This is a genomic window from Methylobacterium sp. ARG-1 (assembly GCF_001262595.1).
Lineage (GTDB): Bacteria > Pseudomonadota > Alphaproteobacteria > Rhizobiales > Beijerinckiaceae > Methylobacterium > Methylobacterium brachiatum.
On the sequence record NZ_LHCD01000005.1, the window covers coordinates 82,705 to 107,708 of the forward strand.

The following is a 25,004-nucleotide window of genomic DNA, read 5'->3' on the forward strand; positions in this document are numbered from 1 at the left end:
GGCAGCGCGAACGCGCGGGGGTTGTACGTTTCGGCACGAGCTTCAACCGATCTGCGTGATCAACGTGAACGCGCCGAACAGCAGAACCGCGCCGACCACCGCTGCGAGCAAGATCAAAGCCGCCCGCGATTCCCGAATATCCGGCGTCATAGGCCTCCCCGATCGTCCCACCCGCTCCCGCTCCGCGCGGTCTTTGCAAGCGAGAATCGCACCGATCGACTTGGCTGTCGACGGCGGGAAGGAGACCAAAATCGCAATTGTGCTGGCCCTTCTTGCGGCGCGGGCGAACGTGAATCGCCCATCAATTCGGGTTCGCTTGCTCAGCATGGCCTGGTCTGAAGGGAGAAACCGAACAATTGACATGACGGGGCAGACGGCACACATCTTTGTACCAATCGGTACAAACCCACGAGGACATGCGCGATGTCGGACCGCCCGCCCTTTCCGCCCTTCACCGAAGAGACCGCCGCCCAGAAGGCCCGCATGGCCGAGGATGCCTGGAACGGGCGCGACCCGGAGCGGGTGTCGCTGGCCTACACGCCGGACAGCGTCTGGCGAAACCGCAGTGAGTTTCTGACGGGACGCGAGGCGATCGTCGCCTTCCTTCAGCGGAAATGGGCGCACGAGCTCGATTACCGGCTGATCAAGGAGCTCTGGACCTTCGGCGGCAACCGGATCGCCGTGCGCTTCACCTACGAGTGGCGCGATGCGGCGGGACAGTGGTTCCGCTCGTACGGCAACGAGAACTGGGAATTCGATGCGAACGGGCTGATGCGGCGTCGGATCGCCAGCATCAACGACCTGCCGATCGCGGAATCCGACCGGAAATTCCACTGGCCGCTGGGCCGGCGCCCGGACGATCACCCGGGCCTGAGCGACCTCGACCTTTAGAAGCGGTGACGGCGCGGTCCGAGATCCTGCCGGCGCTCGCGGAGGTGTTCCGCGAGCACGGCTATGCGGGCGCCAGCCTCGCGCTGATCAGCCAAGCGACGGGCCTGGGGAAGGGCAGCCTGTATCACCTGTTCCCAGGCGGCAAGGCCGAGATGGCAGCCTGTGTCCTCGAGGAGATCGACGCCTGGTTCGAGACCAACCTGTACCGTCCGCTGCGCGAACAGGATCCGCCGGAGCGGGCGATCTCGGACATGTTCGATTCCGTCGCGAGCTATTTCCGGTCCGGGCAACGGGTCTGCCTGGTCGGCGTGCTGGCCTTGGGCACGAGCCGCGACCTGTTCGCCGAGGCGGTGCGCAGCTACTTCGCCCGTTGGGTCGCCGCCCTCGCCGACGCCCTGCGGAGGTCGGGGCAGGACGAGGCGGCGAGCACGGCGAGCGCGGAAGAGGTCGTCGCGCAGATCCAGGGAGCGATCGTGCTGGCTCGGGCGCTCGATCAGCCCGCGCTCTTCGCGCGCGCCCTGGCGACGCTGCGGTCACGGATTGCGACCGCAGCGGGTTGAGCGGCCGCCTCAGGCGGCGGTGCGGCTCTCGACCATCCGGGCCAGGAAAGCGCTGCCGATCGGGATGATCGAATCGTCGAAATTGTAGCTGGCGTTGTGCAGGCCCGGACCCGGGTTGGAGCCGAGCCAGACATAGGCGGCCGGCACCACCTGGGCCATGTCGGCGAAATCCTCGCTGCCCATTTTCGGGACGGCGTTCGGCTCGACATTCGCAGCCCCGAGCAGCTCGGTCGCGACCGCGGTGGCGGCGGCGGCCTGCTCGGGGGCGTTCTCCAGGACCGAGAACATGTCGTGGATGTCGACCTTGACCTCGGCCCCATAGGCGGCCGCGAAGCCGGCGGCGATCGCGCGCATGCGGGTGCCTGCCAGCGCCCGGATCTCCTTGTCGAAGGTGCGGATCGTGCCGGCCAGGTGCGCCGTCTCCGGGATGACGTTGTAGGCGGTGCCCGCCTCGATCCGGGTGATCGACAGCACGATCGACTTCAGCGGGTCGGCGTTGCGCGACACGATCGACTGCAGCGCCTGGGCGAGGCCGGTGGCGATGATGATCGGGTCGTTGCCGCCATGGGGCTGGGCCGCGTGGGCACCGGTGCCGCGGATGTGGATGTCGAAGAAGTCGGCCGCCGCCATGACCGGGCCGGGGCGCAGCTTGATCCGCCCGTGGCCACCCGGCTGGTTGTGCAAACCGTAGATCTCGTCGCAGGGGAATTTCTCGAACAGCCCGTCCTTCAGCATCGCCCGGGCGCCGCCGCGGCCCTCCTCGGCCGGCTGGAACACGAAGACCGCGGTGCCGTCGAAGTTGCGGGTCTCGGCGAGGTAACGGGCGGCGCCGACCAGCATGGTCGTGTGGCCGTCATGGCCGCAGGCGTGCATCTTGCCGGGATAGGTCGAGCGATAGGGGAGGTTGGTCTCCTCATCCATCGGCAGGGCATCCATGTCGGCGCGCAGGCCGATCCGCCGTCCGTTGTCGGAGCGGCCCTTGAGCAGCCCGACCACCCCGGTGCCGCCGATCCCGCGATGCACCTCGCAGCCGAACTTCTCCAGAAGGTCGGCGACGATGCCGGAGGTGCGGACCTCCTCGAAGCCGAGTTCCGGATGGGCGTGCAGGTCACGGCGCAGGGCCGTCAGCTCGTCGGCAAAGGTCTTGATGTGGTCGATCGGGCTCATGTGTTCGGGCTCTCGGGGGCGTGTCGTGCGGGTTCTGCCGCGGCGTCGCAGGCTCCGGGCGTGCGGACCTCGTCCGTCCGCCGGAACGGCGTGAGCGTGTCGAGGACGTCCACCGCCTCGGCGACGTGGGCGCGCTCCCGCTGCAAATAATCGGCCACCGCCCGCCGGAAGGCCGGATCGGCGATGTCGTGGGCGGAGTGCATCAGCACCGGCTTGTAGCCGCGGGCGAGCTTGTGCTCCCCCTGCGCCCCGGCCTCGACCCGCTTGAGGCCGCGGCCGATCGCGAAATCGATCGCCTGATAGTAGCAGATCTCGAAATGCAGGAACGGGTGGTCCTCGATGCAGCCCCAGTTGCGCCCGTAGAGCGCCGTGTCGCCGATCAGGTTGATCGCACCGGCGATGTACGCGCCGTCCCGCTTGGCCATGATCAGCAGGACCCGGTCAGCCATGCGCTCCGACAGGATCGAGAAGAACCGGCGGTTGAGGTAGGGGCGCCCCCATTTGCGCGCGCCCGTGTCCATGTAGAAGGCGTAGAACGCGTCCCAATGGGCCTCGGTGATGGCGGCGCCGGTCAGGTGCTCGACGGTGATCCCGGGCGCCAGCGCGTCGCGCCGCTCCTTGCGGATGGTCTTTCGCTTTCGCGAGGCGAGGGCGTTGAGAAAATCGTCGAAGCTCGCGTAGCCGTCATTCTGCCAGTGGAACTGCTGGTCGGTCCGTTGGAGGAAACCCGCCGCCCCGGCCCGATCCCACTCGGCCTCGCGCATGAAGGTGACGTGAACCGAGGACGCCTTGGTCTCGCTCCGCAGCGCCCGCAGGCCCGCGACGAGGCCGGCGGTGGCCTCATCGGGATCCACGCCCGGGGCGATCAGGAAGCGCGGACCGGTCACGGGCGTGAACGGCACGCTCACCTGCAGCTTCGGGTAATAGGAGCCGCCGACCCGCTCGTAGGCGTCGGCCCAGCCGTGATCGAACACGTATTCGCCCTGACTGTGGGACTTCAGATAGCAGGGTGCCAGGCCGAGCAGCGTGCCGTCGCGCTCCACCGACACGTGAAGCGGCAGCCAGCCTGTCTTGCGCGAGACGCAGCCGGATTCCTCCAGCGCCGACAGGAAGGCGTGCGAGACGAACGGGTTGTGGGTCTCGTCGCCCGCCGCCAGGGTCTCGCGGGAGAACGCGCAGGCATCCCAGGCCGCCGCGCCGATCTCCTTCAAGCCGGGGATCGCCCGCACGGTGAGTGTGGGAGTCTCCGGCGCCGGCCCGGGTTCTTGCTTCATGGGCTCAATCTAATCGGGGTCAACAGCCGGGCAAGCGGGCGGATGCGCGCGGCTGCCCGGCGGCCTTGTCAGATCGCCGACGGCGTCACGCCCTCGGGCTCGCAGCGGGGCGACGGGCGGCGGGCGGAACCCGGCGCGACGATGCGATCGTCCGGGCGCGCCTGGACCGGGTCTGCGGAGGCGCCCGCGCACCGAGCCCCTCGCGTTCGACCCCGGGCCACTCCTGGAATGCGCCGACACAGCTCACGTCATCCGGCTTGCAGGCGAGATATGTCTTCAGGACCTTGGTACGCGCATCCGTCAGCCCCTTGAGGCAGCCGCTCACTTTCATTGGGTAGGCGGAGCCGCCTTCCCGACCCATGGTTTCGAGGGCACAGGTCGCATCCCGATACGAGAACCAGGCCTTCTGTGCAGCCCGCAGCGCGTCCTCGGTCTTCGGACCGACCTACTTCATCGGTTGGACATAGACCGCGTTCAGCGCGGCGTCGGCCGCCGGGGCGGGGGCGCCGCGAGCGGGATTGCGGCGAGGCCGGCCGCCGCCCCGCGCCCGACGATCCGACGGCGCACCGCGATTTCGATGTTATGGAACGAAACCCTCGAACACCATCTGATCGGCGTGTGCGTCCGCGCAGGCGCGCTGATCCTCGCTCCGCACAGTCCAGGCCATCACCGGGATGCGGCTGAGGAGCCGGCACAGGTAGGTCGGCGCGCAGGGCAGATCATCGACCCGCCAGGACAGGAAATCCGGCCGGCTGTCGGCGAAATGGAGCAGGTTCGATAAGGCCCGGCGCGTCGCCCAGGGCATGGCGGCATAGGCCGGGTCGTCCTGGGTTGTCTCGGCGACGATCCCGCGGGGAATCGTGGGCGGGCACAGGTCGCGCAGAGCCGCGACCACCTGCGGATCGAAGGATTTCAGCGCCACGGGACCGCCATAGGCGGCGGCCAGCTCGGCCGCACGGCTCGCCAGCCGGAGATCGCCGTCGTAGCGGGATTTGACCTCGATCACGACCGGCACCGCCCCGGCGACCGCCGCCAGGAAGTCCGCTAGGGCCGGGATCGTCTCGGAGGTCCCGGCGACGGACAACGTGCCCAGCTCGGCTGCGGATTTGGCCCCGATCGCCGCGCTCGCCTCGGTGAGCCGGCCGAGCGCGGCGTCGTGGAACACCATCGCTTCGCCGTCGGCGCTCAGCTGGACGTCGCACTCGATGGCGAAACCGCCCGCCACAGCGGCGCGGGCGGCGGCCAGGGTGTTCTCCGGCCGGCCCGCCGCGCGGTCGTGCAGCCCGCGATGAGCGATCGGCCGCGCGGTGAGCCAGTCGGGAGCGGGCACGTCTAGCGGACCTCGAACATCGCCTCGACCTCGACGGCCGCGTCGAGGGGCAGTTCGGCGACGCCGACCGTCGAGCGGGCATGGCGGCCGCAATCGCCCAGCAGCTCGACCATGAGGTCGGAGGCGCCGTTCATCACGCCCGCCACCGCGGAGAAGCCGGGCGCGGCATTGATGAAGCCGCCGAGTCGGACGCATTGCTCCAGGGCGCGGTCGAGGTCGCCCACCGCGGCCTCGAGCTGGGCCAACACGTTGAGGGCGCAGAGCCGGGCCGCCGCCTTGCCGGCCTCGGCCGAGACGTTGCCGCCGACCTTGCCCTTGTGCTCGGGGGCGATGGTCCCGTCCGGCCCGAAGCAGACCTGGCCGGAAATGACCACGAGATTGCCGGTGCGGACGAACGGCACGTAATTCGCCACCGGTGCCGCCGCCTTCGGCAGGGTGAGGCCCAGCTTCTCGAGACGGTCCTTGATCGTGCTCATGCGATTCTCCCGCGCTGACTCGAATTCTGCGGGATCAGGAGCATGCCCGCCCCCCGCCGCGCAAGGGGATAGGCCAAGCGGACTAGCCCGTTAAGGCGTCACTGAAATCCGGTCCGCGCAAGCCTCGCGCAGAGCGGTCGGGCGAACGGCATGGTCCCTGCAACGTTGACAGGAGGCGGTTGATTCATAGTAATCGCGCGCGTGCCGCCCATGACGAGGCGGCACTTTCATTTGGAGCCGGCTAACGCTTGCTCCGGGCCTTTACAAAGACGGAGACGGGATCCGTGACGTCAGCCCTTCTGCCGACCTACGTCCGCGCGCCGCTCGCTTTCGAGCGCGGCGAGGGCGCCTGGCTCGTGACGGAAGCCGGGGAGCGATACCTCGATTTCGGCGCCGGCATCGCGGTCAACGGGCTCGGCCACGCGCATCCGCACTTGGTCGGCGCGCTCACCGAGCAGGCCAGCCGGATCTGGCACACATCCAACCTGTTCGAGATCCCGGGCGGCGAGCGGTTCGGCCGCCGCCTGGTGGACGCGACCTTCGCGGACGTGGTGTTCTTCTGCAACTCGGGGGCCGAGGCCAACGAGGCGGCGATCAAGATCGCCCGGAAGTACCACGCCGCCGGCGGCAATCCGGAGCGCTACCGGATCGTCACCTTCGCGGGCGCCTTTCACGGGCGGACGCTGGCGACGCTGGCAGCCGGCGGGCAGCAGAAATACATCGAGGGCTTCGGCCCCAAGGTCGACGGATTCGACCAGGTGCCGGCCGGCGACTACGCCGCGCTGGAGGCTGCGATCGGGCCGGAAACGGCTGCCCTGATGATCGAGCCGATCCAGGGCGAGGGCGGCGTGCGGGTGATCCCGCATGCGGATCTGCACCGCCTTCGCGAGATCTGTGACGCGAACGGCCTCCTGCTGATCATGGACGAGGTCCAGACCGGCGTCGGGCGCACCGGCAAGCTGTTCGCCCATGAATGGTCCGGCATCACCCCGGACATCATGAGCGTGGCCAAGGGCGTCGGCGGCGGCTTCCCGATGGGCGCCTGCCTCGCCACCCGCGAGGCGGCCCGCGGCATGACCGCCGGCAGCCACGGCACCACCTTCGGCGGCAACCCGCTCGCCATGGCGGTGGGCAACGCCGTGCTCGACGTGGTGCTGGAGGACGGCTTCCTCGACCGCGTCGCCCATGCCGGGCTCCTTCTTAAGCAGAAGCTCGCGTCCTTGCGCGACCGCCACCCGCATGTCTTCCAGGAGATCCGCGGCGAGGGCTTGATGCTCGGCCTCAAGCTCGGCGTGCCGAACACCGATTTTGCCGCCGCCGCCCGGGCTGCCCATCTCCTCGTCATCCCGGCCGGCGACAACATCGTCCGTCTGCTGCCGCCGCTGATCGTCAGCGACAGCGAGATCGACGAGGCGGTCCGGCGGCTCGACGAGGCCGCCTCATCCTTCGAAGCCCTGCGCGGGGCCGCCGAATAGCAAGTCGATCCCGCAGTTTCAGAATCACCGCCCTGCGCCGCGTTCCGGCGCAGGGCGGTGCGAAGCATTTTCGGGCGCGGTCGATCCCCGCCGCGCGTGACGAGAATGCCCCTCACCAGGAGATAGAGTGTCGTTCATGATCAGGTGATCGTGGAGCAGGCTCTAGCGAACGTGACGCGATGAAAGCCCAGATTGACGGCCGGGCGCGTGCCCCAGTCCCGCACCTGAACGGTGCCGCCCCCCGCCACTTCCTCGACCTCAAGGACTTCTCCGGGGCGGAGCTGCGCGGGGTGCTCGATGCGAGCGCCGCCATGAAGGCGCGCCGCCGCAAGGGCGAGCGCGCCGCCGAGCGCCCGCTCATGGGCAAGACCCTCGCCATGGTGTTCGACCGACCTTCGACCCGCACCCGCGTCTCGTTCGACGTGGCGATGCGCGAACTCGGCGGTGAGACCCTGATGCTCACCGGATCCGAGATGCAGCTCGGCCGGGGCGAGACCATCGGCGACACCGCCCAGGTGCTGTCGCGCTTCGTCGACGCGATCATGATCCGCATCCTCGACCACGGTCAGATGCTGGAACTGGCCGAGTACGCCACCGTGCCGGTCATCAACGCCCTGACCAAGGTCTCGCATCCCTGCCAGATCATGGCCGACGTGATGACCTTCGAGGAGCATCGCGGGCCGATCAAGGGCCGCAAGGTGGCCTGGTCCGGCGATTCCAACAATGTCCTGGCGAGTTGGGTCCACGCCGCCGCGCGGCTCGATTTCAGCCTCGACATCGCCAGCCCGCCCGAACTCGCGCCCCCGCCGGCGCTGGTCGCCTGGGCCAAGCGCGAGGGCGCGAAGATCAACGTCACCACCGACGCCTTCGCGGCCGTCCAGGGCGCCGATGCCGTGGTGACGGATTGCTGGGTCTCGATGGGCGACGACGACGAGGGTCACCGCCACAACCTGCTGAGCCCCTACCAGGTGAACGCCAAGCTGATGGCAGCCGCCAACCCGGACGCGATCTTCATGCACTGCCTGCCGGCCCATCGCGGTGAGGAGGTCACGGCAGACGTCATGGACGGGCCGCGCTCCGTGGTGTTCGATGAGGCCGAGAACCGCCTGCACGCGCAGAAGGGGATCCTGGCTTGGTGCCTGGGCGCGGGCACGCCCTGATCCCGGGCTCGTGCTTTTCGAGACCGCGCCCCATATGGGGGTGAGCGGGCGGCTCTCGCGGCCCGCCTCCCCATCACGGCTGCCGGATGGCAGCATCCCGGCGACGGATGTGGCGCGACGCGCCCCCTCTCCCGTGCGGGCGCGGGCGGGGTGAGGGATCAGATCGTTCCGAACGGGCCCTGTTCCTCACGCCATCCTGCTCCTCGCTGGAGCGGGATCTGCGCCCCGGCACGTCGGAGCGGCCGCCGCCGGAGCCGGGCGTATCGATCGGAGCGGGCATGACCTCAGGACCAGAGTCGCAATCTCAGATGCAGGCCGGGCAACCTGTCGGCAACGGCCATGGCGGTACGGATGACGCCGTGCTGCCTTTCGCGGTCGAGGCGCTCGACGTACGCGGGCGCCTGGTCCGGCTGGGGCCCTCGGTGGACACGATCCTGCGCCGCCACGGTTACCCGGATTCCGTCGCCCGGCTCCTGGGCGAGGCCGCCGCTCTGACGGTGCTGCTCGGCTCGTCGCTCAAGTTCGAGGGCCGGTTCCAGCTCCAGACCAAGACCGACGGCCCGGTGGCGATGATCGTGGTCGATTTCGAGGCGCCCGACCGCCTGCGCGCCACCGCGCGGTTCGACGCGGAAAAGGTTGCCGCCCTGGGCGCGCGTCCGCTGAAGGATGCCGACCTGATCGGTGCCGGCCATCTGGCCATGACCATCGACCAGGGCTCCGCCGCCAGCCGCTACCAGGGCGTCGTCGCCCTGGAGGGTCAGGGCCTGGAGGAGGCTGCGCACCAGTATTTCCGCCAGTCGGAGCAGATCCCCACGCAGGTGCGCCTCGCGGTCGCCGAGGCCGTGGAGGAGGGCGCCGGGCATTGGCGCGCCGGCGGCTTGATCGTGCAGTTCCTGCCCCAGTCGATCGACCGGGCTCGCCTCGCCGACCTGCCGCCGGGCGACATCCCGGAGGGCCACACGCACCTGTCCGGGCAGGCGGTCGAGGACGATGCCTGGGTCGAGGCGCGCTCGCTCGTCGGCACCGTTGAGGATCACGAACTGGTCGATCCGAGCGTGTCGAGCGAGCGCCTGCTCTACCGGCTGTTCCACGAACGCGGCGTGCGGGTGTTCGACCGCCAATCGGTGCAGGAGGCCTGCCGCTGCTCGCGGGAGCGCGTCATGGGCATGATCCGCTCGTTCTCGCCTGAGGAGCGGCGCGACATCGTGGCGGATGACGGGCGCATCGTCATCACCTGCGAATTCTGCTCCCGCCGCTACGATCTGGATCCGCAGGAGGTCGAGGCCGAAATCGGCGCGCAGCCGAACCAGTAGAGGCCCGGGCCGCGCACGCGATCGGCCTGGTTCCTCAGCTAACAACGGCCAAGCTTCTGCACGCGAAACGCGGATGCATCAGTATTCGTTGCGTGAATTTTTGAGGATTGCGAACCGAACCGTTTCCGGACCTTCGACGTTGCGTGGCTGCTTCAATATCGGAGGAGACGCCATGCGAACGTTGTCGATCGGGTTGGCCGCGCTGCTGATCAGCACCTCGGCCTATGCGCAGCAATCGGCGGGAGCCGATCGCGGTGGCGGGATGGCCGGCCGGGCCGGGGCGGGCGGCCCTGAATCGAGCATGCGGAGCGGGGCCGACCGGAGCGGATCGCAGAATGGCGACCAGGCTGCCTCGGGTCGCTCCGGCACCGAAGCCGGACGTGCCGCGCAGGGCCGGGATGGCGGGCGGGACTCCGGCGACCGGATGGCCCAGGATCGCGGCCGTGCCGGCCCGGAAGCCGGCGAGCGCGGCGGCGACCGCGCCGAGCGGGATGCGCGCGGCGACCGGGATGGCACGCGCGCCGAACGGAGCGACCGCGCCGATATCCGTGGTCGGACGGAGAGCCGTACGGAGCGCCGGACCGATGTCCGGTCGGATCGGGTCGAAGGCGGCCTCCGCCGCGAGGGCCGGTTCGTGTTCATCGGCGGTCGCCGGGTCGTGTACGGCTCGCCCGAGTACCGGCGCCTCGTCGTCACCGAGAATCGCGGCCCCCGGGTCCGCTACGTCGTGATCCGCGGCCAGCGCGTCCTCTATGGCTCGCCCGAGTACCGCCGCCTTGTCAGCACCCGTGAGAGCCGACCGCGCGAGCGCTTCGTGACCATTCGGGGCCAGCGCGTCGTCTACGGCTCGCCCGAATACCGCCGCCTGGTATCGGTGCGCGAGGAGCGGTTCGTAACGATCCGCGGCCAGCGGGTGCGCTACGGTTCCGACGAGTATCGCCGGCTCAGCGGCGGCGGCACGGTCAATGCCAGCTTCCGGACCGAGACCCGCGCCGGCGTCCGCAGCGACCGCCGCGACGCGCGCGACGGCACCCGCAACGCGGTGCGCAATGAGGGGCGCGATACGGACCGGGCCGCCAATCGCGAGGGTCGGAACGACGGTACCCGCAACAGCGACATGCGGGGCGGCCAGCAGGACGGCATCCGCAACGCTTCGGAGCGCGGTGACCCGCAGGGCGGCGCGCGGCCGGCCGGCACCGACAGCGGCCGGATGGGCGGCGCCGAGCGCGGCGGCATGAATGCCGCCCCTGGTCAGGGCGGCGCCGCACAGGGCGCCGGCAAGGCCGGCCGCGAGTCCGGCACCGGCCGCAACTGAGCACGATTGGGGAGGGGCCTCGGTGGCCCCTCCCGCATCAGCGGGTCAGACCTTCAGCACCGGCTCGGCGATATCGCCGCCGCCGCGGGCCTTGAGATAATCCGGCTGGAACAGGCACATCCGCACGGCGTCGCGATAGCGGCCGTTCACGAAGAACTCGTCCTTCAGGACGCCCTCTGGCCGGAAGCCGCAGCGCTCGTAGATGCGCACCGCCCGGGCATTGTCCCGGTCGACGTGCAGGTACAGCTTGTGGATGTTGAGTACGCTGAACGCGTAATCCATGGCGATCCGAGTCGCCTGCCAGGCGTAGCCCCGACCCTGGAAGCTCGGGTGGATCGCGATCTGGAACTCGCAGCGCCGGTGCAGGTGATTGATCTCGACCAACTCGATCAGCCCCGCGGGCTCGCCGGTCGGATCGGCCACGATGAAGCGGCGCTCGGTCTGGTTGTGAATGTTGCGTTCGTAGAGCTGCTGCAGTTCTGCGAAGGACTCGTAGGCCTCCTCGAACCAGTAGCGCATGATGCTGTCGTTGTTGTTGAGCTGGTGGACGAAGCGCAGATCCTCACGTTCCAGCGGTCGCAGCTTGATGGTGATGCCGGTAAGCGCGTTCATGACGCGGAAGCCTCGATCAGGGCCCTCAGGAACCGCTCGCCTTTGCCGAGCGCGTCGAGGGTGATGAATTCGTCGGGTTGATGGGCCTGGGCGATGTCGCCGGGTCCGCACACGACCGTCGGGATCCCGGCCCGCTGGAACCGCCCGGCCTCGGTGGCGTAGGGCACCGCGATGGTGCGGTTGCGCCCCGCGAGCCGCAGGCACAGCCGCTCGGCCTCGGAGCCGGGTTCGGGTGCGAGCCCGGGAATGTCGACCTCCTCGATCGTCTCGATTCGCCCGTAATCACCGTACCGGTTCAGGCGCTCCCGCGTCACCCGTTCGACCGCCTCGGCGAACAGGCGCGGGATCTCACCCGGGTCGAGATCGGGCAGGCCGCGATACTCCCAGTGGAAGCGGCACTCCTTGGCGAGGATGTTGCGCGCCGTGCCGCCCTGGATCGTGCCGACATGAATTGTGGTGGCGGCCGGATCGAACCGCCCCGAAGCGTCGCCGCGCTCGATCATCCGGTCGGCGATCCGGCTGAGGCCGGCGACCAGCTCGCAGGCCGCCGCCACCGCGTTCGCCCCGAGCGCTGGCCGGGCCGAATGGGCTTCGTGGCCGTGCACGATGGTCAGGCAGGTGACGATGCTCTTGTGCGCGTCGGCAACCTCCATTCCCGTCGGCTCGCCGACGATCACCGCGTTAGGCCGCGGCAGGTCGGCGCCGAACCGCGTGATCGCATCCATCGAGCCGAGGCAGGTGGTCTCCTCGTCGTAGGAGAGCAGGATGTGGATCGGCCGCTTGAGATCGCCGGCCAGCATGTCGGGTACCAGGGCCAGCGCCAGGGCGTCGAACGCCTTCATGTCGACGGCGCCGCGCCCATAGGCCCGGCCGTCGGCGACGCGCAGGGTGAAGGGGTCGCTGGTCCAGGCCTGGCCCGCCACCGGCACCACGTCGGTATGGCCGGAGAGGACGACGCCGCCCTCGACCATCGGGCCGATCGTGGCGAATAGGGCCGCCTTGTCGCCGGCGGCGTTCGGCAGGCGGAGATACGGGACACCCCAGCCGTCGAGATAGGCGCAGACAGAATCGATCAGGGCGAGGTTCGACTTGTCGCTCTCGGTATCGAACGACACGAGGCGGGCGAGCATGTCGAGCGGGCTGAGCCGCTCGCCGATCCCAGACATAAATCCCTCCGGAGCGAAGCCCCGGGCTCGGGACCTCAGTGCAGGCTGCGGCGGACGTGCGGACTGTCGAGGGAGAAGGCGGGAATCTCGGCCTCGAAGCTTTCGCCGGCCACCGTCGCCATGGTGTAGCTGCCGGCCATCAGGCCATCGGGCGTGTTGAGCGGGCAACCGCTGGTGTAGCAGAAGGACTCGCCTGGCTCCAGCACGGGCTGCTTGCCGACCACGCCGGTCCCGCGCACTTCCTGGCAGGCTCCGTGCCCGTCGATGATGCGCCAATGGCGGGAGCGCAGCTGGACCTGCTCGCTGCCGGTGTTCACGATCTCGACCGTGTAGGCAAAGAAATACCGGCTCTCATTCGGCGAGGATTCCTCCTCGACGAAGCGAGGCTGAACGGTCACTCGAATTCCTCGCGTCTCGGCCTTGTACATCGCCCTATAAGGCCCTTCTTCGAACGGTGCGATCCGCTGAACACGGATTGAACACGCTTCACTGGCGGTGGTAGTGGGCGGTGAAATCGCCGTCAATTGCGGCGGACTACCTCGCGCGGATGATGCCGCAGGCGCGCCGGACGGGCATCGCGGTCGCCGACCCGGGTCTGCGCCGATAGGATTAAGCCGGCATTAGCCAGTCCCGTCGGAGAACGTACGGGGACGCGGATCCACCCGGAGGCGCGCGAAGGAGTCGAGGCGCGATGAACGCGGGCGCAGGCATGGATGCCGCCGATTCGCAGGCCGCCGATTCGGGCGTAGAGACCCGCTCCGGCATCCTGCCGGCCGAGGCGATCGCGGCCCTGGCCCGGACGGGCGGCATCCGCGTGGCCGAGCCCTTCGCGGGCGACCAGATCCAGCCGGCCAGTCTCGACCTGCGCCTCGGCGCCACGGCCTACCGGGTCCGGACCAGCTTCCTTCCCGGCGCCGCCCGCACGGTCCAGGCCTGCGTCGAGCGCCTGTCGCTGCACCGGATCGACCTGCGGCCGGGCGCGGTGCTGGAGACGGGCTGCGTCTACATCGCCGAGTTGCAGGAAGGCCTGGCGCTGCCGGGCGACCTGGCCGCGGCCGCGAACCCGAAGAGCTCCACCGGACGCATCGACGTGTTCACCCGGGTGATCACCGACCGCGGCGAGGCGTTCGATCAGGTCGAGCCCGGCTATACCGGGCCGCTCTACGCCGAGATCTCGCCGCGCACCTTCCCGGTCCTGGTCCGGACCGGCTCGCGCCTGTCGCAGATTCGGTTCCGCCAGGGTTCGCCGCGGCTCACGGAGGCGGAACTCGGCCAGCTGCATCTGCGCTCGCCGCTGGTCGATGCCGACGCCCCGTCCTTCCAGGGCGGCGTCGCGGTCTCGGTGGACCTGTCCGGGTTCGACGGCCTGATCGGCTACCGGGCCAAGCGCCATACCGGGCTGGTCGATGTCGACGCCCCGGGTCGCCACCGGGCCGTGGATTTCTGGGAGCCGCTGCCGGCCGACGGCTCGGGCGCCCTGATCCTCGATCCCGGCCAGTTCTACATCCTGGCCTCGAAGGAATCGGTGCAGGTCCCCCCGGACCACGCTGCCGAGATGGTGCCGTTCGATCCCCTGGTCGGCGAGTTCCGGGTCCATTACGCCGGCTTCTTCGATCCCGGCTTCGGCCATGCCGGGGCTGGCGGCGCGGGCGCCCGCGCGGTGCTCGAGGTCCGATCGCGCGACGTGCCGTTCCTGCTGGAAGACGGCCAGATCGTCGGCCGGCTCGTCTACGAGCGCATGCTGGCCATCCCCGGCACGCTCTACGGCGCCGGGGCCGGCTCGAACTACCAGGCCCAGGGGCTGAAGCTCTCGAAGCACTTCTTCCTGTAGCCCCGGCAGCTTGAACCCCGCGCGGGAGCAGCTTTCGCATGGACGCGGTGGACCGAAAAATTCTCGACGTCCTTCAGCAGGACGCGACGCTGCCGGTCGCCGAGCTGGCCGAGCGGGTCGGGGTGAGCGCCGCCCCGTGCTGGCGCCGGGTCAAGAAGCTGGAGGCGTCGGGGGTGATCCGGAGCCGGGTCGCGCTGGTGGATCGCCGGAAGGTCAACGTCCCGACGACAGTGTTCGTGGCGGTGAAGGCACCGCGCCACGCGGCCGACTGGTCCGACGCGTTCCGCCGGGTCGTCGCGGGCTTCCCGGAAATCGTCGAGGCCTGGCGCCTGACCGGCGAGATCGACTACCTGCTGCGCATCGTCGTGCCCGATATCGAGGCCTACGACGCCGTCTACCAGCGGCTCATCGCCAAGCTCGAATTCTCGAACCTGTCCTCGTCCATCGCCATGGAGGAGATGAAGTACACGACCGCCGTGCCGACGATCTACATGGATTGACGGTTTCGACCTGGAGCATCGGCGCCATCGCAAGCGCGACGAGGCACCCCGGCGATCTGAAACCGCGCGCTGCGCCGGCCATGACGGCGCAGGTCTCACATCACCCCGGCGCGACCTCATAGGTCCGGTGGATCGACGAGGCCTGCTCCCGGTGGTCGTAGCCGTAGACGTGGATCGAGATCGCCGTGTCCGGACCCGCGTTGGCGATCCGGTGCAGGTTCGGGCCGGTGGGCATCATGCAGGCCACGTAGCCGGGGACCCGGACCACATCCAGGGTCGCGACCGCGTGGGTGTCGCTGATCGGGCGATACCACGTTTCCCGCAGGCTGCCGCTGAGCAGGCCGAAGCAGCAGGAGCAATGGTGGTCGTGGACCGGCGTGACCGCTCCCGGGCTCCACACCATGGCCCAGACGCTGATCGCCCGCGTGCCGAACAACAGGTTGCGGCCGAGCCCTTCCGGCGGCGCGACCAGTCGCGTCCGGTCCAGCAGATCGGGCCGCGCCAGGATCTTCAGCAGGGTCGCCCGGGCCGAGGCCAGATAGGCGTCCGCGGAGCTTTCAGCCGAGAGAGCGAGATCCGCCATCATGGCTTCGACGTCAGCCGGCTGGGTCAGCGGGGTCATGCGCGGCCTCCTCAAATGCCTTCCGTCAGGCTGGGCGAAGCCTAACGCGGCGGGGCCGGAGACGGATTGCGAAGTTCAGGCTCGGATCGGTCGGGCGAGCAATGACATTTCGTCAAATCTCTGGAGGGCCGAAGGCCGTTTCCCGATGGTCGAAAAACCCGCCGTTCGCCGGCGCGAGGGGGCTTACCGGCGCAACAACGCCGCCCACGATTCGGTGGTTTGACCGGCCGATCCGTTTGCGGCCCGTCGCAGCGTCGCCGCGCGCGCAGCGCGATCGATCCGTCGCCGCGCCCCGGGGCAGCGTCGCCGGATCAGACCGGAATGTGCGGTCGGGAGCTCAATCGGCGGCGGCCTCGTCAAGCAGCCAGGCCACGTCGCCCTGGCTGGTGACCCGGCCGGCGGGCAATTCCTCGCCCGCGGCAAGCCGGGCTAAGGCGCGGCGCTTGCCTGCGCCGGTCACCAGGATCAGCACGTGCCGGGAGGAGGCCAGGGCCGGGAAGGTCAGGGTGATGCGCGGCACGAATGGCTCCAGGCCGGCCTCGGGCACCGGAGCGACCAGGCGTTCCGTCTCGCCGAGCGCCGGCTTGCCCGGGAACAGCGACGCGGTGTGCCCGTCCTCGCCGATGCCGAGCAGAACGAGATCGAACAGCGGTCGGGCGGGATCGAGCCTGTCGGCCCCGTAGAAGTCGAGCAGGATCCGCTCGTAGGCCCGCGCCCCGGCTTCGGCGCCCGCGTCGGAGGGGATGAAATGCAGGTGGGTGGCGGGGATCCGGGATCCGTGGCCGAACGCCTCGCGGACCATCCGGACATTGCTGCGCTCGTCGTCCCAGGGGACCACCCGGTCGTCGCCGAAGAACCAGTGGATCCGCTCCCACGGCACCCGGGCGGCGTAGTCCGGCCCGGCGAGCAGGCCGTAGAGCACCTTCGGGGTCGAACCGCCGGCCAGGCAGATCGCGATCCGCTCGGATTCGGTCTCGCTGCAGGCCACGATCAGCCGCTCGGCCGCCTCGCGGGCGACCGCCTGCGGATCGGGCAGGACATGGGTTCCGGTGGGAAGGCTCATCGGCGAATCTCTGCGTTTCCCGGCCTCACGACTTCTTCGGTTCCTGGTGGCCGCCGAAGCCCTTGCGCATGGCTGAAAGCAACTTGTCGGCGTAGCTCTCCTGCTCGCGGGAGCGGAAGCGCCGGTACAGGGCGGCGGACAGCACCGTCGCCGGGACGCTCTCCTCGATGGCGGCGTTGATGGTCCAGCGGCCCTCGCCGGAATCCTCCACGTAGCCGGAGAAATCGTGGAGGCTCTCGTCGCCGGCCAGGGACTGGGCGGTCAGGTCGAGGAGCCAGGAGGAGACGACGCTGCCGCGCCGCCAGACCTCCGCGATGTCACCCATGTTCAGGTCGAACCGGCGCTCGGCCGGGAGCGCCTCCGAATTGGCGTGCTTCAGGATGTCGAAGCCCTCGGCATAGGCCTGCATCAGGCCGTACTCGATGCCGTTATGGACCATCTTGACGAAGTGGCCGGCCCCGGTCGGCCCGGCATGGATGTAGCCCTGCTCGGCCCGTGGGTCGCGGCCCTCGCGGCCCGGCGTCTTCGGGATGTCGCCGATGCCCGGCGCCAGGGTCTTGAAGATCGGGTCGAGGCGGTCGACGGTCTCGGTGTCGCCGCCGATCATCATGCAATAGCCGCGCTCCAGCCCCCAGACGCCGCCCGAGGTGCCGACATCGACGTAGTGCAGGCCCTTGGCCTTCAGCGCGATCCCCCGGCGCACGTCGTCGCCGTAGAAGGAATTGCCGCCGTCGATGATGCAATCGCCCGACTGCATCAGGCCGCCCAGGGTGGTGACCGCCTCCTCGGTGATCGCGCCCGCCGGCAGCATCACCCAGGCGGTGCGGGGGGCTTCGAGCTTGGAGACGAGATCCTCCAGGCTCGACGCGCCGACCGCCCCTGCCTCGACCAGTGCGGCCACGGCCGCTGGGTTCTGATCGAACACCACGGCCGTGTGCCCGTCGCGCAGGAGGCGCCGGACGATATTGCCGCCCATCCGGCCGAGGCCGATCATGCCGAGTTGCATCTTTGATCTCCTCAGGATTGCCCCTCGCCGTCGCGGCGAGGGGCGCTTGCCGCCGCCTAGGCGACTGCGGCCGTGAGCGCCGCCGCGATGCGCTTCAGCCCGGTGTCGAGATCACCCTTGATATGGACCCGCAGCGCCCGGCGGCCGCGCTCGGCCAGCACCGCGAAGTCGCCCCGCGCCTGCGCGGCCACCACGGTGCTGAAGCCCAGAGCCCGGCCGGGGATCGGCAGGTCCTCGGACGGCGCCGAGGTGATCTGAAGGAACACGCCGGTGTTCGGGCCGCCCTTGTAGGCCTGCCCGGTCGAGTGGAGGAACCGCGGACCGAATTCCAGGCAGGTCGCGACCTTGCGAGCATCGCGCACCGCAAGCCGGGCCTCCTGGAGAATGCCGGCCGCCTTCGGGTCGCGGGGGACGTAGGCGAGGAGCCCGAGATAGTCGCCGTCCTTCAGGCGGGCGACCTGCGCCTTCAGCGCCGCTTCCAAGCCGTCAGAAGCCTGAGGCATCGCCTCGGCGTTCTTCGGGTCGGCGAACAGCGCGATGGCGTCGTCCTCGAACAGCGGCGTCTCGGCGGGGAGGGCGCCGTTGCGTTCGGCCTCCGAGAACAGCTTCTTCGTCTCGATCTTGCTGGCCTCGACATCGGGCTGGTCGAACGGGTTGATGCCGAGCACCGCCCCGGCCACCGCGGTGGCCATTTCCAGGCGGTAGAATTCCTGCGGCAGCTGCTCGATCGAGTCGAGGGTGATGCGGGCGATCGGATGGCCGTCGCGCTCCAGGGCGCGCAGGGCCTCGTCCTGTGCCTCCTGCGCCTGGCCGTCGAGGCGCAGATAGATGAAGAACCGGTCGCGGCCGTAGACCGCCGGGACGCTCGCCGGCTCGCCATCCACGGGCACGAGGCCCTTGCCCTGCTTGCCGGTCGACTCGGCGATGAGCTGCTCCGCCCAGGCGCCGAAGCTGTCGATGCCCGGCGAGGCGATGACCGTCACCTTGTCACGGCCGGCGAGACCGGCCGCGCCCATCGCGGTGCCGAGCAGCACGCCCGGGTTCTGGGCCGGCGGCACCACCGGCCCGCAGGAGCGGACCATGATGCGCGCCGTCTCCAAGAACGCCTTCACGTCGAGGCCGAGCGCCGCGGCCGGGACCAGGCCGAAAGCCGACAGCACCGAGTAGCGGCCGCCGATCTGCTTGACGCCGTAAAAGATCTTTTTGAACTTATCGCTCTGCGCGGCGCGCTCCATGTCGGAGCCCGGGTCGGTCACGGCGACGAAGTGATCGCCCGCCCGATCGCCCAGTTTGTCCTTCACGCGCCCCAGGAAGTAGTCGCGGAACACGTTGGGCTCCAGCGTCGAGCCGGACTTGGACGAGACGATGAACAAGGTCCGGCCGAGATCGATGCTCGCCTCCAGGGCGCGCACCTGATCCGGATGGGTCGAGTCCAGGATCTGGAGCTTCGGGAAGCCCTCGCGCTGGCCGTAGGTCAGGCTCAGCACTTCGGGGCCGAGGCTGGAGCCGCCCATGCCCAGCACGACGGCATCGGTGAAGCCTTCCTGCTTCACCCAGTCGGAGAAGGCGGCGTAGTCCGCGGCCTTCTTGAGTTCGTCTTCGACGATGTGCAGCCAGCCGAGCCAGTTCGCCTCGTCGTGGCCGGACCAGACCGTGGCATCGCCGGCCCAGAGCCGGCGGATCGCGCCGCTCGACCGCCAGGCTTCGACGGTCTTCTTCGCCTCGGCCGCGAGTGTGTCGTCCATGACCAGGCTCTGGCCGTCGAGGCGCTGGCCGAGGAGCGCGGCGCGCTTGCCGGCAACCGCACCGAGCAGGTTGTCGGCGGCGTCGATGAAGAGCTGCACGCCCTCCTTCACCAGCTGCTCGGCCACTGCCTCAATGTCGATGCCGGCGCGGGCCAGCCGGGCCATGACGGCTTCTGCCCCCGGCACGTCCTCCTCGATCGTCGCCCGCACGGTGCCGTGGTCGCGGAACGCGTCCATGGTGGCGGGCGGCATGGTGTTGACGGTGTTCGGCCCGATCAGCTCCTCGACATAGAGCACGTCGGAATAGGCCTTGTTCTTCACGCCCGTCGAGGCCCAGAGCAGCCGCTGCGCCTTGGCGCCCTTCTCCGATAGCGACGTCCACTTCGCCTCGGAAAAAATCTTCCGGTAGCGCTGGTAGGCGAGCTTGGCGTTGGCGATCGCCACCTTGCCCTTGAGCTGGCCGAGCGCCGCCTTCTCATCGGGGTCGTTGGCCTGGGCGATCTTCTCGTCGAGAAGCTTGTCGACCAGCACGTCGATCCGGCTGATGAAGAAGCTCGCGACGCTCGCCACCGTCGATACGTCGTGGCCGGCCTTCGCCCGTTCGTCGAGCCCGTCGATGAAGGCGCGGGCGACCGCCTCGTAGGCCTCCTGCGAGAACAGGAGCGTCACGTTGATCGAGATGCCCTCGCTGGTCAGCTGGCGGATCGCCGGGATGCCCTCGGGGGTGGCGGGCACCTTCACCATCAGGTTGTCGCGGGCGACCGCCTTGTGCAGGCGCCGCGCCTCAACGAGGGTCGCCTCGGTGTCGAGCGCCAGGTAGGGCGACACTTCGAGGCTGACATAGCCGTCCGCCCCGTCGCTCGCCTCGTAGACCGGGCGGAGCACGTCGGCGGCGGCCTGGATGTCGGCGATCGCCAGGCCTTCGTAGAGGTCGATGACACGGCTGTCGCCGGTCTCCTGCACGGCCTTCAGGCTGGCATCGTACTCGTCCGAGTGGCCGATCGCCTTCTCGAAGATCGACGGGTTGGACGTCACCCCGCGGAGGCCGTCCTCCTCGACGAGGCGCTTCAGCTCACCCTTCTGGATGAAGCCCCGGGCCACGAAGTCCAGCCAAACCGCCTGATCCTGTTCGTCGTGCAGGGCCTTGAGCGCGTCCATGTCGGTTCCTCGTTGTCCCGTACCGCGTTCTCTCGTCCGGAACGCTCTGCTTCGCCGATAGGCAGGCCTTGGTTCCTACCGATCAGGGCCACGGCCGGCAGTACCGGCCGCGACATGCTCCCTCCCGTGTGGGAGAGGGTTGGGTGAGGGTCGAGACCTTTCCGCAGAAGTCCCATCCTCACCCTGTCCCCCTCCGTCCGGGAGAGGGGACCCGCGCCTGGTGCGACGATCACCGTCCAAGCCCCGATCGGGGCAAGCAGATGGCGCCGCGCACGGCCCGTTATGCCTTATGCTTGGCCAGCTGTGCCCGGGCGGCTTCCAGAACCTTGTCGGGGGTAAAGCCGAACTTGGTCTGGAGGTCCTTGATCGGCGCGGAGGCCCCGAACGTGTTCATGCCGATGACCGTCCCCTCGGTGCCGGCGTAGCGGTCCCAGCCGATCATGCTGCCCTGCTCGACGGTGACCCGCGCCTTGACGGCGGGGGGCAGGACGGAATGCCGGTAGGCCTCGTCCTGACGCTCGAACAGGTCCCAGGACGGCATCGAGACGACGCGCGCCTTGACGCCCTCGGCCTTCAGAGCCTCGTAGGCGCTGACGCAGAGCTGCACCTCCGAGCCGGTGCCGATCAGGATCACCTCCGGGGTGCCGTCGCAATCGCCCAGGATGTACCCGCCCTTGGCGGTGCCGGCGGCGGCGCCGTACTTGGTGCGGTCCAGCGTCGGCAGCGGCTGGCGGGACAGCGCCAGCACCGCCGGCTGGTTCTTCAGCGAGAAGATCACCCGGTAGGCCTCGGCGACCTCGTTGGCGTCGGCCGGGCGCAGGGTGACCAGGCCCGGGATGCAACGCAGCGACAGGAGCTGCTCCACCGGCTGGTGGGTCGGCCCATCCTCACCCACGCCGATCGAGTCGTGGGTGAAGATGTGGAAGATCGGCAGCTCCATCAGCGAGGCCAGCCGGATCGGCGGTCGCATGTAGTCGGCAAACACCAGGAAGGTGGCGCCGTAGGCCCGCAGGCCGGAGAGGCCGAGCCCGTTCACGATCGAGCCCATCGCGTGCTCGCGCACGCCGAAATGCAGGTTGCGCCCGCCCGGCGAGAACGGCCCGAACGAGCCGGCGCCCTCGAAGGTGAGGTTCGACTTGTTGGACGGCGCCAGATCGGCCGAGCCGCCGAGCATGAACGGCACGTGCTGCGCGATGGCGTTAAGCACCTTGCCGGAGGATTCCCGGGTGGCCATGCCCTTGGCGTCGGGCTCGAAGAACGGGATGTCCTTGTCCCAGCCGTCGGGCAGGCGGCCTTCCAGCAGGGCGGCGAGATCCTCGGCGTGGTCGGCATCGGCCGCCCGCGCCTTGGCGAGCAGATCCTGCCAGGCATCGTAGAGGGCGGCACCGCGCTTGCCGATCCCGTCGCGGAAGTTCTCGTGCACGCCGTCCGGCACCAGGAACTGCGCGTCCTCGGGCCAGCCATAGGCGCGCTTGGCGCCCTTGACCTCGTCCTCGCCCAGCGCGTCCGAATGCGCCTTCGGGGTCCCCTGCTTCTTCGGGGCGCCGTAGCCGATCACCGACTTGACGACGATCAGGGTCGGCCGGTCGTTGGTGGCCAGGAACGTCTCGAGGGCGCCCGAGATCGCGTGCAGGTCGTTGGCGTCGGCCACCCGCAGCACCTGCCAGCCATAGGCCAGGAACCGGGTCGCGACCTCCTCACCGAAGGCCAACTCGGTATGCCCCTCGATCGTGATGGTGTTGTCGTCGTAGATCCAGCAGAGGTTGGCGAGCCGCAGGTGGCCGGCGAGCGAGGCGGCCTCGGAGGCCACGCCTTCCATCAGGTCGCCGTCCGAGCAGATCGCGTAGACGTTGTAGTCGAACAGCGGCAGCTCGGGCCGGTTGAGGCGCGAGCCGAGGAAGCGGCCGCCGATCGCCATGCCGACCGAGTTCGCCACGCCCTGGCCCAGCGGGCCCGTGGTGGTCTCGACGCCGGTGGTGAAATGATATTCCGGATGGCCCGGGGTCCGGCTGTCGAGCTGCCGGAACTTCTTGATCTCCTCCAGGGTCACCGCGGGCGCGTTGCCGCCGTCGCTCTCGGCTACATTCGCGAGGTGCAGGAGCGCGTAGAGCAGCATCGAGGCGTGGCCGCAGGACAGCACGAAGCGGTCGCGGTTCGGCCAGTGCGGATGGGCCGGATCGTAGCGGAGGTAGTGGTTCCACAACGTGTAGGCGACCGGGGCGAGGCCCATCGGCGCGCCGGCATGGCCGGAATTGGCCTTCTGCACCGCGTCGATCGCGAGCGTCCGGATGGTGTTGATGCTGAGCGTGTCGATCTCAGCGAAATCCGCCTTGGTGGGGGTATCTGCGCCGCTCATGATGTCGCGTCTTCCAGTTCGCCTCTTGCGTGCCGCTTGTCGGCTTCACGCTGCCGAAGGACGGCGGGAGGGGCTCCGTTGGCCTTACCACCCTGCCGATCCGCCGGCCCTTCGCCGCGCGTATAGCTGAGCAGCGTGTTGACGAGCGCGACATGGGTGAACGCCTGGGGGAAGTTACCCACAAGGCGCTTGGCTTGCACGTCGTATTCCTCGCTGACCAGGCCGAGATCGGTGCAAATGCCGAGCAAGCGCTCGATGAGCGCCCGCGCCTCGTCCCGCCGGCCGAGGCCGATCAGGTTGTCCGCATACCAGAACGTGCAGGGCAGGAACGCCCCCTCGTTGCCGGACAGGCCGTCGGTGGTCTGGCCCTCGGTCTCGTAGCGGAGGATGAAGCCGTCGCGCATCAAGCCTTTGCCGATCGCCTCGACGGTGCCGACCACCCGGGGATCGTCCTGCGGCAGGAAGCCGGTATGGGCGATGAGCAGCAGGCTCGCGTCCAGCGCCTTCGACCCGTAGGATTGGACGAAGCTGTTGAGCGCGGGATCGAAGCCCTTCGCGCAGACCTCGGCGTGGATCTCGTCCCGGACGGCGCGCCAGTGCGCGGCCTGTTCCTCGGTGGCGCCGGATTCGTGCATCTCGTGCATGCGCAGCGCCCGGTCGAACGCGACCCAGGCCATCACCTTCGAATGGGTGAAGTGGCGCCGCCCGCCGCGGACCTCCCAGATGCCTTCATCCGGATCCCGCCAGGCCTTCTCGAGATGGCCGAGGATCGCCAAACCGACCCGCAACCCGTCCTTGCTGATCGGAAGGTCCCGGGCATGGGCTTGGTAGAGCGCGTCGAACAGCTCACCGTAGACGTCGATCTGGAATTGCGAGGCGGCGGCGTTGCCGATCCGGACCGGCCGCGAGTTCTCGTAGCCGGGCAACCAGTCGAGCTCGATCTCCGGCAGCAGCCGCTCGCCGGCGATGCCGTAGAGGATGTGCGCCTGTTCCGGGTTGCCGGCCACCGCCCGCAACAGCCAGCCCAGCCAGTCGCGCGCCTCGTCGATGTAGCCACCGTCCATCAGGGCGATCAGCGTCAGGGTCGAGTCGCGCAGCCAGCAGAACCGGTAATCCCAGTTGCGCTCGCCGCCGAGCCCCTCGGGCAGGGACGCGGTCGGCGCCGCGACGATGCCGCCGGTGGGTTCGTAGATCAGCGCCTTCAGGGTGAGAAGCGAGCGCTGCAGCATCCGGTCCCAGGCCGTGCCGCCGGCGCAGCGCGCCGACCATTCGCGCCAGGCCTGGTCGGTCGCCTCGAGCGTCTTGCGCGGCTCGATCGGGTGCGGGTCGTCCTCGTGCGAGGCGCCGTAGCTCAGGACGAAGCGGTGCCGCTCGCCGGCATGGACGGTGAACTCGGAGACGGTGGTCTGCGCGTCCGACCCCTTCAGGTGGACATCGGTGCGCAGCACGACCTTGTGCGGGCCCGAGACCGCGCGCAGGTCGCCCAGCTCCGAGCGCGAAACCCAGGGCACCGCGGAGCCGTAATCGAACCGCACCGCCATCTCCATGCGCATGGCGACGCGCCCGTGCACGCCCTCGACCAGGCGCACGAGGTGGGCGCCGTCGCCGACCGGCATGAAATCGGTGACCAGGACTTCGCCGAGCCGGGTCTTGTGCCGGGTCTCCAGCACAAGGCTCCCCGGCCGGTAGGCCCAGCTGGTCTCGACATTCTCGGCCTCGGGGAAGATCTTCCAGAAGCCGTGCGCCTCGGTGCCGAGCAGGCTCGTGAACAGGGCGGCGGCATCGAAGCGCGGCCAGCACAGCCAATCGACGCTGCCCTGCCGGCTGATCAGCGCGGCGCTGCGGCCATCGCCGACCAGTGCGTAATCCTCGATGCGTGCAGCCATCCGGCCCCGGCTCCAGCGCGGAGCCAGGCGCCCCGGCCATCCGCTGCAACGCACCTAGGACGCCCGGTTGCGAGGTCCAGAGGCTTCGTGCGGACGGC

23 protein-coding genes are annotated in these 25,004 nt (G+C 69.4%); 8 read left to right on the top strand and 15 right to left on the bottom strand.

All coding sequences use genetic code 11. From position 1 onward, the window contains the following. Positions 1-42: 42 nt before the first annotated feature. Positions 43-327 (bottom strand): hypothetical protein, encoded by a 285-nt coding sequence (locus AKJ13_RS31315; protein ID WP_144426208.1) that lies wholly within the window; start codon positions 325-327, stop codon positions 43-45. Positions 328-423: 96 nt separating this feature from the next. On the opposite strand from AKJ13_RS31315, the gene AKJ13_RS07735 reads away from it, so the two are divergent. Both AKJ13_RS07735 and AKJ13_RS07740 read left to right on the top strand, forming a co-directional pair. Then, positions 424-891 carry a nuclear transport factor 2 family protein gene (locus AKJ13_RS07735; RefSeq protein ID WP_050732839.1) on the top strand — a complete coding sequence of 156 codons (468 nt, stop codon included), beginning with the start codon at positions 424-426 and terminating at the stop codon, positions 889-891. 5 nt (positions 892-896) lie between these two features. Continuing rightward, entirely contained in the window at positions 897-1,451 is a 555-nt protein-coding gene (locus AKJ13_RS07740; protein WP_050732840.1) for a TetR/AcrR family transcriptional regulator, read from the top strand. A gap of 9 nt (positions 1,452-1,460) precedes the next feature. Here AKJ13_RS07740 and AKJ13_RS07745 read toward each other — a convergent pair whose 3' ends face one another. The 5 genes from AKJ13_RS07745 to AKJ13_RS07760 all read right to left on the bottom strand — a co-directional run bounded on the left by AKJ13_RS07745 (position 1,461) and on the right by AKJ13_RS07760 (position 5,698). After that, a complete protein-coding gene (locus tag AKJ13_RS07745; RefSeq protein WP_050732841.1) occupies positions 1,461-2,618 on the bottom strand; it encodes a M20 aminoacylase family protein in 1,158 nt (385 codons plus the stop codon). Continuing rightward, entirely contained in the window at positions 2,615-3,892 is a 1,278-nt protein-coding gene (locus tag AKJ13_RS07750; protein ID WP_050732842.1) for a GNAT family N-acetyltransferase, read from the bottom strand. Before AKJ13_RS07750 ends, AKJ13_RS07745 begins: the two co-directional genes overlap by 4 nt. Positions 3,893-3,977: 85 nt before the next feature. Next, on the bottom strand, positions 3,978-4,313 hold the full coding sequence (locus AKJ13_RS30290) for a lysozyme inhibitor LprI family protein (protein WP_244471548.1): 336 nt from the start codon (positions 4,311-4,313) through the stop codon (positions 3,978-3,980). A 159-nt stretch (positions 4,314-4,472) separates the two neighbouring features. Continuing rightward, on the bottom strand, positions 4,473-5,222 hold the full coding sequence (locus AKJ13_RS07755) for a glycerophosphodiester phosphodiesterase family protein (protein ID WP_050732843.1): 750 nt from the start codon (positions 5,220-5,222) through the stop codon (positions 4,473-4,475). A gap of 2 nt (positions 5,223-5,224) precedes the next feature. Beyond that, positions 5,225-5,698 (bottom strand): RidA family protein, encoded by a 474-nt coding sequence (locus AKJ13_RS07760; RefSeq protein ID WP_007562410.1) that lies wholly within the window; start codon positions 5,696-5,698, stop codon positions 5,225-5,227. 284 nt (positions 5,699-5,982) lie between these two features. On the opposite strand from AKJ13_RS07760, the gene AKJ13_RS07765 reads away from it, so the two are divergent. The 4 genes from AKJ13_RS07765 to AKJ13_RS07780 all read left to right on the top strand — a co-directional run bounded on the left by AKJ13_RS07765 (position 5,983) and on the right by AKJ13_RS07780 (position 10,961). Further along, positions 5,983-7,173 carry an aspartate aminotransferase family protein gene (locus AKJ13_RS07765; RefSeq protein WP_050732844.1) on the top strand — a complete coding sequence of 397 codons (1,191 nt, stop codon included), beginning with the start codon at positions 5,983-5,985 and terminating at the stop codon, positions 7,171-7,173. Between the two features lie 179 nt (positions 7,174-7,352). Next, positions 7,353-8,333, top strand: coding sequence for an ornithine carbamoyltransferase (argF, locus tag AKJ13_RS07770; RefSeq protein WP_050732845.1), 981 nt, complete (start codon positions 7,353-7,355; stop codon positions 8,331-8,333). Positions 8,334-8,641: 308 nt separating this feature from the next. Next, positions 8,642-9,646 carry an Hsp33 family molecular chaperone gene (locus AKJ13_RS07775; protein ID WP_050732846.1) on the top strand — a complete coding sequence of 335 codons (1,005 nt, stop codon included), beginning with the start codon at positions 8,642-8,644 and terminating at the stop codon, positions 9,644-9,646. Between the two features lie 172 nt (positions 9,647-9,818). Then, positions 9,819-10,961, top strand: coding sequence for a hypothetical protein (locus AKJ13_RS07780; RefSeq protein ID WP_050732847.1), 1,143 nt, complete (start codon positions 9,819-9,821; stop codon positions 10,959-10,961). A 45-nt stretch (positions 10,962-11,006) separates the two neighbouring features. Here the strand turns inward: AKJ13_RS07780 and speG are convergent, their stop codons facing one another. From speG to apaG, 3 genes are read right to left on the bottom strand one after another with little or no spacing between them, the layout of a single operon-like run. After that, positions 11,007-11,555: a spermidine N1-acetyltransferase gene (gene speG / locus AKJ13_RS07785; protein WP_280137105.1), complete on the bottom strand. Its 549-nt coding sequence runs from the start codon at positions 11,553-11,555 to the stop codon at positions 11,007-11,009. Between the two features lie 14 nt (positions 11,556-11,569). Beyond that, the gene (argE, locus tag AKJ13_RS07790) at positions 11,570-12,739 is read right to left on the bottom strand and encodes an acetylornithine deacetylase (protein ID WP_050732849.1); all 1,170 of its coding nucleotides are present in this window, start codon (positions 12,737-12,739) and stop codon (positions 11,570-11,572) included. A 35-nt stretch (positions 12,740-12,774) separates the two neighbouring features. After that, complete coding sequence (apaG, locus tag AKJ13_RS07795; RefSeq protein WP_007562424.1) at positions 12,775-13,167, bottom strand: Co2+/Mg2+ efflux protein ApaG; 393 nt, start codon at positions 13,165-13,167, stop codon at positions 12,775-12,777. Positions 13,168-13,430: 263 nt separating this feature from the next. Here apaG and AKJ13_RS07800 point away from each other — a divergent pair, with 263 nt between their 5' ends. Next, on the top strand, positions 13,431-14,570 hold the full coding sequence (locus AKJ13_RS07800) for a 2'-deoxycytidine 5'-triphosphate deaminase (RefSeq protein ID WP_082316885.1): 1,140 nt from the start codon (positions 13,431-13,433) through the stop codon (positions 14,568-14,570). A gap of 38 nt (positions 14,571-14,608) precedes the next feature. Then, positions 14,609-15,070 carry an Lrp/AsnC family transcriptional regulator gene (locus AKJ13_RS07805; protein ID WP_050732850.1) on the top strand — a complete coding sequence of 154 codons (462 nt, stop codon included), beginning with the start codon at positions 14,609-14,611 and terminating at the stop codon, positions 15,068-15,070. Between the two features lie 100 nt (positions 15,071-15,170). Here AKJ13_RS07805 and AKJ13_RS07810 read toward each other — a convergent pair whose 3' ends face one another. The 6 genes from AKJ13_RS07810 to AKJ13_RS07835 form a co-directional block, all read right to left on the bottom strand. Next, entirely contained in the window at positions 15,171-15,692 is a 522-nt protein-coding gene (locus AKJ13_RS07810; RefSeq protein WP_050732851.1) for a cysteine dioxygenase family protein, read from the bottom strand. A gap of 337 nt (positions 15,693-16,029) precedes the next feature. After that, on the bottom strand, positions 16,030-16,755 hold the full coding sequence (gene pgl / locus AKJ13_RS07815; protein ID WP_050732852.1) for a 6-phosphogluconolactonase: 726 nt from the start codon (positions 16,753-16,755) through the stop codon (positions 16,030-16,032). 25 nt (positions 16,756-16,780) lie between these two features. After that, on the bottom strand, positions 16,781-17,761 hold the full coding sequence (gnd, locus tag AKJ13_RS07820; RefSeq protein ID WP_050732853.1) for a phosphogluconate dehydrogenase (NAD(+)-dependent, decarboxylating): 981 nt from the start codon (positions 17,759-17,761) through the stop codon (positions 16,781-16,783). Positions 17,762-17,817: 56 nt separating this feature from the next. Then, positions 17,818-20,664, bottom strand: a complete 2,847-nt coding sequence (locus AKJ13_RS07825) for a bifunctional transaldolase/phosoglucose isomerase (protein ID WP_050732854.1) — start codon at positions 20,662-20,664, stop codon at positions 17,818-17,820. A gap of 280 nt (positions 20,665-20,944) precedes the next feature. After that, entirely contained in the window at positions 20,945-23,020 is a 2,076-nt protein-coding gene (gene tkt, locus AKJ13_RS07830; protein ID WP_050732855.1) for a transketolase, read from the bottom strand. Continuing rightward, a complete protein-coding gene (locus AKJ13_RS07835; protein ID WP_280137106.1) occupies positions 23,017-24,933 on the bottom strand; it encodes a glycoside hydrolase family 15 protein in 1,917 nt (638 codons plus the stop codon). The genes tkt and AKJ13_RS07835 overlap by 4 nt, the downstream gene beginning before the upstream one ends. Between the last annotated feature and the right edge of the window lie 71 nt (positions 24,934-25,004).

Coding starts and splice junctions, on each gene's coding strand:
- AKJ13_RS31315 (WP_144426208.1), bottom strand. CDS start 327: ATGCTGAGCAAGCGAACCCGAATTGATGGGCGATTCACGTTCGCCCGC.
- AKJ13_RS07735 (WP_050732839.1), top strand. CDS start 424: ATGTCGGACCGCCCGCCCTTTCCGCCCTTCACCGAAGAGACCGCCGCC.
- AKJ13_RS07745 (WP_050732841.1), bottom strand. CDS start 2,618: ATGAGCCCGATCGACCACATCAAGACCTTTGCCGACGAGCTGACGGCC.
- AKJ13_RS07750 (WP_050732842.1), bottom strand. CDS start 3,892: ATGAAGCAAGAACCCGGGCCGGCGCCGGAGACTCCCACACTCACCGTG.
- AKJ13_RS07760 (WP_007562410.1), bottom strand. CDS start 5,698: ATGAGCACGATCAAGGACCGTCTCGAGAAGCTGGGCCTCACCCTGCCG.
- argF (WP_050732845.1), top strand. CDS start 7,353: ATGAAAGCCCAGATTGACGGCCGGGCGCGTGCCCCAGTCCCGCACCTG.
- AKJ13_RS07775 (WP_050732846.1), top strand. CDS start 8,642: ATGCAGGCCGGGCAACCTGTCGGCAACGGCCATGGCGGTACGGATGAC.
- AKJ13_RS07780 (WP_050732847.1), top strand. CDS start 9,819: ATGCGAACGTTGTCGATCGGGTTGGCCGCGCTGCTGATCAGCACCTCG.
- argE (WP_050732849.1), bottom strand. CDS start 12,739: ATGTCTGGGATCGGCGAGCGGCTCAGCCCGCTCGACATGCTCGCCCGC.
- apaG (WP_007562424.1), bottom strand. CDS start 13,167: ATGTACAAGGCCGAGACGCGAGGAATTCGAGTGACCGTTCAGCCTCGC.
- AKJ13_RS07800 (WP_082316885.1), top strand. CDS start 13,431: ATGAACGCGGGCGCAGGCATGGATGCCGCCGATTCGCAGGCCGCCGAT.
- AKJ13_RS07805 (WP_050732850.1), top strand. CDS start 14,609: ATGGACGCGGTGGACCGAAAAATTCTCGACGTCCTTCAGCAGGACGCG.
- AKJ13_RS07810 (WP_050732851.1), bottom strand. CDS start 15,692: ATGACCCCGCTGACCCAGCCGGCTGACGTCGAAGCCATGATGGCGGAT.
- pgl (WP_050732852.1), bottom strand. CDS start 16,755: ATGAGCCTTCCCACCGGAACCCATGTCCTGCCCGATCCGCAGGCGGTC.
- gnd (WP_050732853.1), bottom strand. CDS start 17,761: ATGCAACTCGGCATGATCGGCCTCGGCCGGATGGGCGGCAATATCGTC.
- AKJ13_RS07825 (WP_050732854.1), bottom strand. CDS start 20,664: ATGGACGCGCTCAAGGCCCTGCACGACGAACAGGATCAGGCGGTTTGG.
- tkt (WP_050732855.1), bottom strand. CDS start 23,020: ATGAGCGGCGCAGATACCCCCACCAAGGCGGATTTCGCTGAGATCGAC.